Genomic DNA, 12,135 nt, shown 5'->3' with positions numbered 1-12,135 from the left:
ATAATCCGCGCTGCTGAAGCAAGGGGTGTTAGCTCAGTTGGTTAGAGCGCCGGCCTGTCACGTCGGAGGTCGCGAGTTCGAGTCTCGTACATCCCGCCATTTACTTCACTGCCGCACCTGGGGTGTTAGCTCAGTTGGTTAGAGCGCCGGCCTGTCACGTCGGAGGTCGCGAGTTCGAGTCTCGTACATCCCGCCATTTACTTGCAGAAGCCCGCTTTCGCGGGCTTTTTTGCTGTCTGGTCCCCCGCTCTGTCAAAACGAACGAGTTTTGCGGCGATTTTCGACCCCTTGCAGGCGAAGCGCTCGAGCACGTATCTCATCGTACCAGGTCAGACGATCGACCTTAGCCTTTATCCTGATTTGAGGACCAGCAAAACTCGTTCGTTTTGACAGAACCGGAAGCTCTCCACCGCGCCAACAGCGCTCGAAACCAGGTACAAAAAACGCGGACGCACGAAGCGCCCGCGTTTGCACCGCGAAAACCTGCCGGACTCAAACGGCCCGCTGGTCGATGCGGGTCGTAGTGACGACGCGCAGGATCCGTCCGTCGTCGCACGGATCCTCGTCGACCAGCGACGGCTCGCCGTTCTCCACCAAAAACGCCAGAGGCGCCGCGCAGCAGCCATCATCTTCGGAAGCGTTCGCCTGCGCGCAGCAAGCTTGCAGCAGCACGTCGGGACGCAGCGACCCCGTAGGCTTCGACTCCAGCGAAAACGTCAGGACGGCTCCGGCAAGCTCCATCTCTCCCACCAGGAAGTCAGAAACCCGCAGAACCTTCTCCTTCTTCTTGCGAATCACGGTGATCTCTTCGGGCACCGGCAGCTGGGCGGGGGCGCAAGAGAGCAGCACCCGGTACGTGCCGATCGGATACGCAGCCGAAGCCGCCGGCGTGCGCGCGTCGATATAGACGCAATCCTTCACCATCAGGTCAGGGACGCTTGCATCCCGCAATGCCTCCAATGCCTCGTCAGGCGCTACGTAGCGCGTCATTTGCAAGTCGAACAGCTCGTGCGTGCCCCCTACGCCCACCGGAAGCGCAGCGCCGAACGCAATCTTCATGTGGGGAGAGAATCCCTGGCTCACGGCAAACGGCAGTCCCGCGCGACGCACGGCGCGCTCGAGGGCGCGCGCCACCTCCAAGTGGGAGAGCAGCGCCAAGCGCCCCTGCTTGCAAAACGTCACGCGAAGGCGAAACAGGTTCGGATCAGACATGAGCTTCCTCCTGACATTCGTCGGAGGCCGCCGGGGCATCCTCCGGAGCGGCGGCGTGCGCGCGAAGATCGGAATCCGGCGACTCCGGCTGCGCATTGGACCCGCTGGCCACGCGCGGCCGCGCCAGCTGGTTGTCCGCGCCAAGCGAAGGGCATGCGCCGCACGCAGAGCACGCCCCGAACGTACAGTCGGGCGTCGTGCGCTCCTGTTCGGCAAGCTTGCGCTCGCGCGCCAAAAAGCGCTCGGACACACCCGTGGTGATATGCGACCACGGCATAACCCGATCGGTGGGATAAGCCGTTTGCGCGATCGCTTCGGGATCGATGCCCACCTCCTGCGCGGCATCGCGCCAAGCCTGCGCGTTGAAATGCTCGGTCCACGCGTCGAACCGCGCGCCGCGCCGCCAGGCCGCCTCCACCCACGCCGCGGCTTCGCGTCCGGCACGGCTCATGACGGCCTCCACGAAGCTGGTGGAGGGATCGTGCCAATGCACGTCGATCGCACGGTACTTGATCGAGTTGCGCAGCAGGTTCACGCGTCGCAACGCTTCCTCGGGAGGAATCTGCCCGTCCCACTGAAACGGGGTCTGGGCCTTCGGAACGAACAGCGCGCATGAAACGCTCATGCGCAAGCTGCCGCGCTGCTCGGGCGGCGTCGCGGCCTTCATGCGGTCGTACGCGCGCTGCGCCAAGCTGGCGATACCCTTGATGTCCTCGTCAGTTTCGGTAGGCAGGCCGATCATGAAGTAGAGCTTGCAGCGACGCCAGCCCGCCGAGAACGCGGCGTCGAGCGCGCCGAACAGGTCGTCCTCCGTCACGTTCTTGTTGATAACGTCGCGCAAACGCTGGGTGCCGGCCTCCGGCGCGAAGGTGAGACCACCCTTCTTCTGGCCCGCCACCAGCTCGGCCATGTCCACGCCGAACGAGTCAAGGCGCTGCGAAGGCACCGAGATGCGCACGCCTTTCCCGTCGCACGCACGGTTCAGTCGCGTAAGAATGTCGGCGATCTGCGAATGATCCGTCGAGGAAAGCGAGGTCAGGCTCACCTCGTCGTAACCGGTTTCGGCCAGACCCGACACCACCGAAGCCACCACGTTGTCCGCCGATCGCTCGCGCACGGGACGATACATCATGCCTGCCTGGCAGAACCGGCACCCGCGCGCGCAGCCGCGCAGGATCTCGACGTTCAGACGATCGTGCACCACTTCCGTGAACGGCACGACGCACGGTTCCCAACCGGGGCTTTCGGCAAAGCCTTCGAACAGGCGCTTGTCGATGCGCGCGGGCGCCTCCACCTCCAGCGGCTCGATCCACGAACCCTCCTGCTGCGCCGTCGCCTCGTCGCGCCAACGGTACAGCGAGGGCACGTAGCAGCCCGGCTGCTGGGCAAGCGTGCGCAGAATGTCGGCACGCGCCGCGCCTTCCGATCGCATGCGCCTGACAATGGCCAAGTATTCCGGCAACGCCTCCTCCCCTTCCCCGATACTGAGGAAGTCGAAGAACGGGGCGTACGGCTCGGGATTGAAGGCGCAGGGTCCGCCGCCCATCACGAACGGATCGTCTTGCGCGCGATCCTTCGCATGCAGCGCGATGCCCGCTAGGTCGAGCGTCTCCAGCACGTTCGTGGCGGCAAGCTCGTGCGGCAGCGTGATGCCCACTGCGTCGAACGACGCCACCGGCGCGCAGCTCTCGATGCTGAACAGCGGCAAGCCTTCGGCGCGCAGTGTGTCGCACATGTCCGAAGCCGGAAGGAAGGCGCGCTCCGCAGCCATGCCCTCCTGGGCGTTCACCGCGTTCACCAGAATGCGCAGCGCCTGGTTGGCCTGGCCCAACTCGTACGTGTCGGGATACACCATGCAGAAGCGAAAGTCTGCTTCGGGCTTGTAAACGCAGCCGTACTCATGGTTTAGATAGCGAGCAGGACGCTCTGCATGGACAAGCAGCGGCTCGAGCTGCGGCCAAAGATCCTTCATCGGAATTTCCCCTCTTCGAATGCGGGATGAGCAAAAACAAGCAGAACACCGGGGACCGAGCAGGCCCCCGGAACAAAAGTGCGAACTAGCGGCCCTTGACCGCGCCGCCTCCCGGGCGCACGCCGCCGACCGCCTGCGCGGCTTTGGCGCGCACGGCCTCCACGGCCTTGGCACCGGTGGCCTGCGCCTTCTGAGCCGCGCGCTTCGCGGCGGCTTGGACCACCTTGTCGCGGGCGGAAGCCACGGCATCGGTCAGCCTACCCAAGTTCGGGCCGCCTTCGTAGTATTCGATCGCGGCACGGCCCATAGCCTGCGTGCCCGTGTACCCGATCGCCGCCTTCACGGCCCAGCCGAGCGCGGGAACGAACGCCACCAGCTGACGAGCGACCGCGCGGCACGCGAACGCGCCGCCCACCAACGCCGCCAGCTCCTTGACGCGCTCCATGTTGAGCTCCTCGCCATAGGCGGCGGCTATCATGAGCAGCATCTTCGCCTGGTTGAGCGTCATGACGGGCATATCGGCACCCGGAATGATAACCAGCAAGCCCACGCCCGCGTTCTGCAAGGACGTCGCGTTCACGGCTTCCATAGACAGCGGCTTGCGCACGAACGGGAACGCCAGCGCACAGGCAAGGCGCTTCTCGTTGCAGGCATCGATGACCCAGCCCCCCATGCGCTCCGAAAGCGACGCGGCCCTTGCGTCGTCGAGCGCGTACGGCTCGGTCAAAGGCTGCGCGGCAGACGGGTCCTCTCCTTCAGCGGGCAGCTGCTTGGGCTGCACGATCTTCGGCGAAACCACATCGCCGTCCGGAATAGGGAAGCCAGAGGCCCGCGCTATGTCGGAAACCAGCTCCGGCAACGTGGTCACAACCATGACCGGCACGCCGACCGCGCGCACGTGCTGAGCGCACACGCCCACCTGATCGCCCAGTCCCGCCACGATAACCGCCATGTCGTCGCCCGCGTACGGCACGAACGGACGGCCGTCCAGGTACGTCAGCGACACGCGCGCATGCGCGGACGCGCTGGCGAACGCCTGGCGTACGTGCGCCTGCACGTCGCCGGGAGCGGTGTCGTCCAGGTACACGCTCACTGAAATGGAAGTGCGACGAGCCTCGTCGATATTGGTGGCCTCGTCGATAACCGCCTTGACGTCAACGGGTAGCTGCATAACCGCCTTCTTCCCTAACGCTTGCTTGCCATGTTGTGGGTCCACACCGATCCGATCATACCCACCATGATAAAGTTGACCATCATGAACGACGACCCGTAGCTCATGAACGGCAAGGGGATGCCCGTGATGGGCATGAGCCCGCAGTCCATGCCGATGTTCTCGAGAATCTGGAACAGCCACATGCCCACAACGCACATGACGATGGTCATGCCGAAAAGGTCGCTGGCCGCCGCCGCAATACGGAAGCTTATCAAAACAAGCGACGCGTACAGCGAAAGCAGCACCATCACACCGAAAAACCCAAGCTCTTCAGCCAAGACGCAGAAGATGAAGTCGGTTGGAGCTTCAGGCAGAATGCCCAGCGCATGCTGAGTGCCCTGGAACAGCCCTTTGCCGAACAACCCGCCCGACCCGATGGCGATCTGCGCCTGGCGCAGGTTGTAGCCTTCCCCGTTGGGGTCGAGGCCGGGATCGAGAAACACCAGCAACCGGTTGCGCTGGTACTGCTTGAGCAACTTGTATTCTCCCGTTGACCCCTTGATGACCTCGTCGATGGCAAACACGGCCGCCACCGCCACAATGCCGGCCGCCAACGTGATCAGCAGGTACTTCGGGCGCGCGCCGCCCACCACCAGCGCCACGGCGCCGATGAACAGGTACACCAGGCCCGTACCCAGGTCGGGCTGCGTCATGATGCACGCGAACGGCACCAGCATAAGGCCGAGCGCCTTCAGGTACTCGCGCGGGTCGTCAAGCCGCCCTCCGTAGCGCGCCATGATACTGGCGTCCAAAAGGATGACCGTCACCTTGGCGAACTCGCCCGGCTGAATCTGTATGCCAACGTTGATCCACGACGTGGCGCCCATGGTGTTCACGCCGATAACGGGTAGGTGAGGCGACAGAATGAGCACCACGTTCACGATAAGGAACAGCGTGGTGTAGTCGGACAGCCTTCGGTAATCGAACTGCCAGACCAGCACCATGGCTATCGCGCCGACGGCCACGCCCATAAGCTGACGCGAAAAGCTGTAGTCGGGATCGTTGAGCACCGCCGAATAAACGATCACCAGCCCGTAGCACACCAGAAGCGCCACCACGATGACGAACGGAAGGTTGAGCCAAGGGAAGCGTCGCGTTCGCGTGGCTTGCGTTACGGCCCTGTCGGGAGCCTTGACCGAGTTGATCTGGGGCAGCTGCGCCATGACGCCTCCTTTCTAGTCCGTTCGTCCGCTTGACGATCCCTTGTACTCGACCGCTTTGCCCGTCGAGCCGGCGATCTTTCCCATGTCGGCGTACGTGCCTGCATCGTAATCGAGCACGGCAGCCAGAAGCTCCGCGCCCAGAGGAGCGCCGACGGCCGAACCGCCGCCGCCTTCCTCCACCACGCAGGCCACCACGTACTTGGGGTCGTCGTAGGGGGCGTAACAGGCAAACCACGCGTAATCGTCCTTGCCCGCCATTTCGGCGGTACCCGTTTTGCAGGCAACCGTGGCCGGATCGATGCCCCGATCCTGAAACAACGGCGCGATGTCGGCGTTCTCCACGGTCACGCCCTTGAGCGCGTCGCGCACGAACGCAAGGTCCTTCATGGGAACGTCGGGCTCCGCCACCACTTCCGCCTTCGCGGACAGCGCCACGTCGCCTCCCGCGTTGCGCACCTCTTTCAACAGATGGGGCTTCATGATCTTACCCGTTGCAAGGCCGCCGTACGCCACGGCGATCTGCAAAGGCGTGGCCAGCACGTAGCCCTGGCCGATGACCATGTTGGTGGAGTCGCCGCCCTTCCAGGCCGCCTCTTCGGGCGTGTCCTTGAAATACTCGGCCTTCCATTCGGGCGTGGGAACACGACCGGCCTCCTCGGCGGGCAGGTCGATGCCCGTCCGCTCACCGAAGCGGTACTTCTTTATATAGTCCTGCATGGCCGTATCCGACACCGTAGCGGGACCGCGCCCGAGCGAGCTATGCTCAAAGAAGTTGTACGCTATGTCGTAGAACACCACGTCGCACGAGTTCACGATGCCGCCGCGCAGGTCGAGCGTCCCGTGTCCCGAGCGCTTCCAGCACTTCTGCACGTCGCCCGAACCCCAGCCGTCCCACGAACCGGTACAGGTCCACGTGCGCGAGGTGTCCGCGAACCCGTTGGCCAACGCCGCCAAGCTCGTGAACGCTTTATAGGTGGAAGCAGCCGGGTACGTGCCTCCGATCGCGCGGTTCAGCATGGGCCGATGCGCGTCGTCGGACTGGTACACGTCCCACACATCCTGCGAGATGGAACCCGAGAATACCTCCGGTTCGAACGTCGGATAGCTGGCCAGGGCCACGATGCCGCCGTCGCGCACGTCCATGACCACGGCCGCGCCGGCCGTGCCCTTGCCCGTGCCGATGGTGCCGTCCTTGGGCGCGATCAGCTCCGCAAGCGCGCGGTCGCAGGCGTACTGGACCGGCCCCTTGATGGTCAGATAGACGTCGGACCCGCTCACGGGCTGCGTTTCGCTCACCACGTCCACCACGTTGCCGTGCGTGTCGGCAACCACCTTCTTTTCGCCGTGATCCCCCGCCAGCATGTTGTCGTACATCAACTCCACGCCCGCCTTGCCCACGGAGTCGCCGGACTTCACCACGCGGCCCTCAGGCGGGTTCTTCAAATCATCCTCGCTGGGAAATCCCGTATAGCCCACCGCGTGCGCCGCAAGCGCGCCGTAAGGATAGTCGCGCACCGCACGCTCGTCCACCGTAATGCCGGGAAACGCGTCGGAATGCTCCATGATGAACGCGACGTCGCGCATGCGCACGTCGCTGGCTACCACGCGCTGACTCTGCGCGCCGCTCGAAGCGTCGAGGATGCGCTTGCGCACCACGTTGTAGGGCACGCCCAGGGTGGCGGACAGGCGCTGGACCACGTCGCGGTCGTTCGCCACGTCCGGGTCGGCCAGCACCGTCAACGACGAGCGGTTCTTCACAAGCGGCAGTCCGTCGGCATCCAAGATGCGGCCGCGCGGCGCCGGCTTGTACACGATGCTGTACTGGTTTTCGTCCGAAGCGCTGCGGAACTCGCTCTGCTCGAGCACCTGCATGCTCCAGATCTTCGCCGTCAGCGACCCGAACACGCCGGCGGCCAGCACGCCCATGGCCACGAAGCGCGACTTGAGGTTGCCGGACGGATTCGGAGCGGCCTGCTGCACGCCGGTCGCATGCCCGGAGCCGGAACCGGCCACGCGCTTAGCGGAATCCGGCAGCGTGGACGACACGCCCACCGAGCTGATGGAGCGCACGTCTTTCTTGACGCTGACGTTGGACGACGAGCGGCCTTTCACGATGGAGAACGTGATGGCTATGGCCGCAATGGCCACAATGGCCGCAACGACAGCTGCTATGATGGCGACAAGCATGCGGATCGCCTCCTAGCGCAGCCGAGGCGTGCGCAGTCCGCGGTCCTGGGAGCCGCCGACCATCAGGCGCGCCATGATCAGGTACAGCACCAGGCCGACGATGCAGTCGTAAAGTCCGCACGGCAGCGCCCGGTACAGAAACGCGTCGAGTGCGCTGGCGGAAAGCCCGGTTGTCATGAGCAGTCCGCCGTACAGCATCTCGACCGCAAGAACGCTCACTGCGAAGATGGTCAACGGCATGAACAACGTATCGTTGTCCAGGATCGCGAACGCGCGGGAAGCGACGAACGAGAAGAGCACGAACAGGAACGCCATCGCGCCCACCGGCCCGGAACCCGTCAAATCGTACACGAGCCCCAAAACGAACGGCAGGACGGGTCCCGCCTCGTTCGGCCTCACGATCGCGACCACCAGCACGTACGCCAAAAGGAAATTCGGCTGAGCAGAGAACAACGCTATATTGGGAGCCACGACGATCTGGAGCAAAACGGCCACAACCGCGCCGACCGCAACCACGGCATTGCTGCGCTCAGGGCCCATTACGCATCGCTCCCTTCGTTATCCGCATTCGAAGACCCCGACGAAGCGTCCGATCCGTCGGAGCCCACCCCGAACACCACGAGCACCTCTTCAAGCGAAGAAGCCTGATCGTTCGGCGAGACCACCGCACGTCGCGTCGCACCGCCCTGCTGGGAATCGACCTTGACCACCGTGCCGATGACCAGGCCCTTCTGGTAGCTGCCGCCCAAACCCGACGTAACCACAACGTCGCCCGGATTCACCGTCGCGTCGGCATCAAGGTTTTCGAGGTACAGCAGCCCCTCCAGGGAGCCGCGAACGATGCCCTCGGCGCGGCTCGACTGCACGAGCGCCGCCGCCCCGGATTTCGGATCCGACAGCAGGCGAACCTTGGCGGTGTGCTCGGTCGTCTCGAACACCTGTCCCACCACGCCCGATGCGGCCATGACGGTCAAACCGCTGTCCACGCCGTCAGCCGATCCCTTGTCGATGGTCACCGTCTGGCTCCAGGCTTCGGAGCTGCGACCGATGACGCGCGCGCCCACCCCGTCGATGCCGGCCGTATCCTTGAGATCGAGCAGCTGGCGCAGGCGCTCGTTCTCCTGCCGGTACTCCTCCATCTGGGCGTACTGCTCTATGAGCTCGGCGTTGTACTCGCGCAAGCCCGAAAGCGTCGATTCGTCTGCAGTGGCGTTCTCGATGCCCTCGCCCGCGGCGCTCGCAGCCGAACCGGCAGCGGCGCCCACGAACCTAAGCGGCGCGACCGCGTTCGACACGGCTCCCTGCACAGCATGAACAGGCCCGTTCTCCCCTTCGCGTGCATATACCGCAACCAGCACGATCGACGCCACCAGGAATGCAACGAGCAGAACCCGGCGCAGAAACGCCGAGTTTCTTTGTTGGAAGTTAAGCGCCATAAGAAAGCCGGCTCAACCCTATTTCGACCGCATGAGGGTCTGCTTGAGCGCCGTCGGCGTCTCGAGCACCTTGAGGCAGCCCATAACCACGTTGGTGAGCGCCGTTTCGCTTGTCCATACGGGAATCTCCAGCTTGTCCGTCAGGTAGCGATCGAGGCCGGACAGAAGTCCGCCGCCGCCCGTCAGCAGGATGCCGTTCTGGATGATGTCGGAGGCCAGGTCCGGGTTCGTCTTCTTGAACGTCTCCTTGATGTGCACGACCATCTCCTCGCACGGGGCGATGAGGGCCTGGCGCACGTCCTCGGACTGAATGGTGACCTCTTTCGGCTGCTCGGTGATGACGTCCTGGCCCGAAATGATCATGTCGCGCTCGCGACCGTCTTCGAACGGCAGGATGGAGCCGATCTTGATCTTGATGATCTCGGCCGTGCGCTCGCCGATCTTGATGCCCAAAAGGTCGCGCAGGTGCATGGCGATGGCCTCGTCCATACGGTTGCCGGCCAAGCGCAGCGAAGACGACGTGACGATGCCGCCGAGCGAGATGACCGCAACCTCCGTCGTGCCGCCGCCGATGTCGACGACCATCGAGCCCGTCGGCTCGGTAACGGGCAGGTCGGCGCCCATAGCAGCAGCCATGGGCTCTTCGATGAGGTACGCCTGACGAGCGCCCGCCTGCACGGCCGCCTCGAACACGGCGCGCTTCTCCACCGACGTGGCGCCACAGGGGATGCAGATGACGATGCGGGGCTTCGCCTGCCACGGATACTTGCGCGGAGCCGCCTTGTTGATGAACGCCGAGATCATAGCCTCGGTCACGTCGTAGTCGGCGACCACGCCGTCATGCAGCGGGTGCTCGGCCGAAAACGCCTCCGGCGTGTGGTTGATCATGTTCTTGGCCTCGTGGCCGACGGCGAGCACGCGATGCGTCGCCTTTTCGATAGCCACGACCGAAGGCTCGTTGACGACGATGCCTTCGCCCGGAATGGCAACCAATGTATTAGCAGTTCCGAGGTCGATAGCCATGTCCGTGGACATTTGACCCGTCAAACCCGAAAACATATCTAAGAAGGACATACGGGCAAACCCCTTGTATCTCGTTTCTACGTGAAACTGAATTCTAGCACAGGGGGTTTTCCCCGCGCGAAAATCCACGAGGGACACAACTAGCCCGCCCAATGACGCAGAGGAAACGAGTGAAACCAAGGAACGGTCCCGGCACCGCGCTCGCGCCGCCTTATGCGCGCACGAGAAAACGCTCCCGCTGGCAGGTTCTGACGGTTTGAGGTCGTTTGGCCGAGCCCTGCTCGCGCCGCAGCTTTGCCCGTTTTTCGTTTTGCCTGGTCACAGCTCTGGGCTGCTAGGCCGTTCTTTCGTAGGAGCTTGCTTCGCCGCCTTCAACGACCTCAAACCGTCAGAACCTGCCAGCGACAGGGGTTTTTCGCGCGCAAGCCGGCCAGCGCACCGCATGCCGCCGCAAGCCCGTACGCGAAACCAGCAAGCTGCAACCCGCGGCGACATCCACAAGAAAGCCCCGGCGCCTCGCGAACGCTCCCCAACTAAAAAACGGGCTTGCGACGCGAAGTCGCAAGCCCGTCGGGTCGCATATCTCGAAACAGCCGCGCGTCTCGAACAGACGGCCGAACCGCTGGCCTCGCCTAGTGGACGCTGCAGGAGAGGCAGGGGTCGTAGGCGCGGACCAGCTTCTCAATGTCCAGCTGGATGGCGTCGCGATCCAAGCCCTCGGACACCAGCTTCTCGGCCAGAAGGCGCATGTCGGCTTCGAGGTTCGCCACGTTCTGAGCCGTAGGCGTCATGATGGACGCATGCACCACGCGGCCCTCTTCGTCCAGCTCCAGCTCATGGAACAGCGCACCGCGCGGCGCTTCGGTGAACCCGGTGCCGCGACCCGCCTTGACCTCGAACGAAACCGGCTCGCTCGATCCCTCGAAGCCGTCCGGCTCCGCCAGGCGACGGCACAGGGCGGCGCAGCGCTCCAGCGCGTCCACCAGCTCCACCGCCTGCGCCACGTTGTTCAAATACGGATTGCGCTCGGGCGGGCGCAATCCGGCCTTTGCCGCCGCCACCTTCGCATCCTGGCTCAAATGCTGCCACGAGGCGTTGATGCGGGCGAGCGCGCCCGTGAAGAAGGGCTTGCCGGTCGAGCGCACGCGCGAGAGCAGCGCGGCCGAATGGGGAACCGCGAACTCTTCCAGCTCGTTGGTCGCCTCATCGGCGTCGAACGTCAGGTCCGCATCCAGAAAGCGCGCCGTGCGCGAATCGCACACCGGGTAGCGGTCGGGAGCCACCATGGCCAGCATGTCTCCCGCGGTCTGGATGTCCGGCACCTCGAACGAATCGAACAGGTCGACCGTCGCCGACGCGAACGCGCGCGCCTCGTCCATCTTGTCGGCAAGCTCCCGGTACTCCCCCGCTTCCAGCTCGTGCGTGAAGCCGCCGACCACCGCCGTGATGGGATGGATGCTGCGACCTCCGACGCGCGTGCACAGCTCGTTGCCGAGCGCCTTGAGCCCCAGCGCCTTCTCGAACAGCTCAGGGTTCGTCTCGGCCAGCGGGAACACGCTCTTCATGCCCACAAAGTCCGGCGCGGCGAACACGAACAGGTGCGACGCGTGGTTTTGCAGGTAGGACCCGTACACCAAAAGCTCGCGCAAGGCGTTCGTGCGATCGGTCACCTGCACGCCGAAGATGCGCTCGATGGCAAGCAGGTCGGTGACCACGTGGCTTGCCGAGCAGATGCCGCAGATGCGCGAGGCAATGTAGGGGATCTCCTCGAACCGGCGGCCGCGCACCATGCTCTCGAACAGGCGGGCCGGCTCGACCACGTTCATCTCAACGGTCTTCACAACGCCGTCCTCGATGACCACGTGCACGTTGCCGTGGCCCTCGACGCGGGCGATATGGTCGACGTGTATAGCGGTTTTCGTCATGGGA

9 protein-coding genes and 2 tRNA genes are annotated in these 12,135 nt (G+C 64.4%); 2 read left to right on the top strand and 9 right to left on the bottom strand.

Going from position 1 to position 12,135, the window contains the following annotated elements; translation table 11 throughout:
• Positions 1-22 precede the first annotated feature (22 nt).
• Both ACTQZK_RS00415 and ACTQZK_RS00410 read left to right on the top strand, forming a co-directional pair.
• A tRNA-Asp gene (locus ACTQZK_RS00415) sits at positions 23-99 on the top strand.
• Positions 100-119: 20 nt separating this feature from the next.
• Positions 120-196 (top strand) — tRNA-Asp (locus tag ACTQZK_RS00410).
• A gap of 296 nt (positions 197-492) precedes the next feature.
• Here the strand turns inward: ACTQZK_RS00410 and ACTQZK_RS00405 are convergent.
• The 9 genes from ACTQZK_RS00405 to ACTQZK_RS00365 form a co-directional block, all read right to left on the bottom strand.
• Positions 493-1,212, bottom strand: a complete 720-nt coding sequence (locus ACTQZK_RS00405; RefSeq protein ID WP_216528670.1) for a TIGR03936 family radical SAM-associated protein — start codon at positions 1,210-1,212, stop codon at positions 493-495.
• Complete coding sequence (locus ACTQZK_RS00400) at positions 1,205-3,184, bottom strand: TIGR03960 family B12-binding radical SAM protein (RefSeq protein ID WP_216528671.1); 1,980 nt, start codon at positions 3,182-3,184, stop codon at positions 1,205-1,207. The genes ACTQZK_RS00405 and ACTQZK_RS00400 overlap by 8 nt, the downstream gene beginning before the upstream one ends.
• 85 nt (positions 3,185-3,269) lie before the next feature.
• Positions 3,270-4,355 (bottom strand): YcjF family protein, encoded by a 1,086-nt coding sequence (locus ACTQZK_RS00395; RefSeq protein ID WP_216528672.1) that lies wholly within the window; start codon positions 4,353-4,355, stop codon positions 3,270-3,272.
• A gap of 14 nt (positions 4,356-4,369) precedes the next feature.
• Positions 4,370-5,560, bottom strand: a complete 1,191-nt coding sequence (gene rodA, locus ACTQZK_RS00390) for a rod shape-determining protein RodA (RefSeq protein ID WP_114567418.1) — start codon at positions 5,558-5,560, stop codon at positions 4,370-4,372.
• A gap of 12 nt (positions 5,561-5,572) precedes the next feature.
• Positions 5,573-7,747 (bottom strand): penicillin-binding protein 2, encoded by a 2,175-nt coding sequence (gene mrdA / locus ACTQZK_RS00385; protein ID WP_114567419.1) that lies wholly within the window; start codon positions 7,745-7,747, stop codon positions 5,573-5,575.
• Positions 7,748-7,759: 12 nt separating this feature from the next.
• Positions 7,760-8,287, bottom strand: coding sequence for a rod shape-determining protein MreD (gene mreD, locus ACTQZK_RS00380; RefSeq protein WP_114567420.1), 528 nt, complete (start codon positions 8,285-8,287; stop codon positions 7,760-7,762).
• A complete protein-coding gene (gene mreC, locus ACTQZK_RS00375) occupies positions 8,287-9,183 on the bottom strand; it encodes a rod shape-determining protein MreC (protein ID WP_114567421.1) in 897 nt (298 codons plus the stop codon). The genes mreD and mreC overlap by 1 nt, the downstream gene beginning before the upstream one ends.
• A gap of 18 nt (positions 9,184-9,201) precedes the next feature.
• The gene (locus tag ACTQZK_RS00370) at positions 9,202-10,257 is read right to left on the bottom strand and encodes a rod shape-determining protein (protein WP_114567422.1); all 1,056 of its coding nucleotides are present in this window, start codon (positions 10,255-10,257) and stop codon (positions 9,202-9,204) included.
• Between the two features lie 581 nt (positions 10,258-10,838).
• On the bottom strand, positions 10,839-12,131 hold the full coding sequence (locus ACTQZK_RS00365; RefSeq protein ID WP_114567423.1) for a Ni/Fe hydrogenase subunit alpha: 1,293 nt from the start codon (positions 12,129-12,131) through the stop codon (positions 10,839-10,841).
• Between the last annotated feature and the right edge of the window lie 4 nt (positions 12,132-12,135).

This window comes from Paraeggerthella sp. LCP19S3_G8, from assembly GCF_052119225.1.
Classification (GTDB): domain Bacteria; phylum Actinomycetota; class Coriobacteriia; order Coriobacteriales; family Eggerthellaceae; genus Paraeggerthella; species Paraeggerthella hominis.
Note: the sequence above shows the minus strand (reverse complement) of the source record. Positions and strands in the feature narration are given on the sequence as shown.

Coding starts and splice junctions, on each gene's coding strand:
- mreC (WP_114567421.1), bottom strand. CDS start 9,183: ATGGCGCTTAACTTCCAACAAAGAAACTCGGCGTTTCTGCGCCGGGTT.
- mrdA (WP_114567419.1), bottom strand. CDS start 7,747: ATGCTTGTCGCCATCATAGCAGCTGTCGTTGCGGCCATTGTGGCCATT.
- ACTQZK_RS00405 (WP_216528670.1), bottom strand. CDS start 1,212: ATGTCTGATCCGAACCTGTTTCGCCTTCGCGTGACGTTTTGCAAGCAG.
- ACTQZK_RS00400 (WP_216528671.1), bottom strand. CDS start 3,184: ATGAAGGATCTTTGGCCGCAGCTCGAGCCGCTGCTTGTCCATGCAGAG.
- ACTQZK_RS00370 (WP_114567422.1), bottom strand. CDS start 10,257: ATGTCCTTCTTAGATATGTTTTCGGGTTTGACGGGTCAAATGTCCACG.
- ACTQZK_RS00365 (WP_114567423.1), bottom strand. CDS start 12,131: ATGACGAAAACCGCTATACACGTCGACCATATCGCCCGCGTCGAGGGC.
- mreD (WP_114567420.1), bottom strand. CDS start 8,287: ATGGGCCCTGAGCGCAGCAATGCCGTGGTTGCGGTCGGCGCGGTTGTG.
- ACTQZK_RS00395 (WP_216528672.1), bottom strand. CDS start 4,355: ATGCAGCTACCCGTTGACGTCAAGGCGGTTATCGACGAGGCCACCAAT.
- rodA (WP_114567418.1), bottom strand. CDS start 5,560: ATGGCGCAGCTGCCCCAGATCAACTCGGTCAAGGCTCCCGACAGGGCC.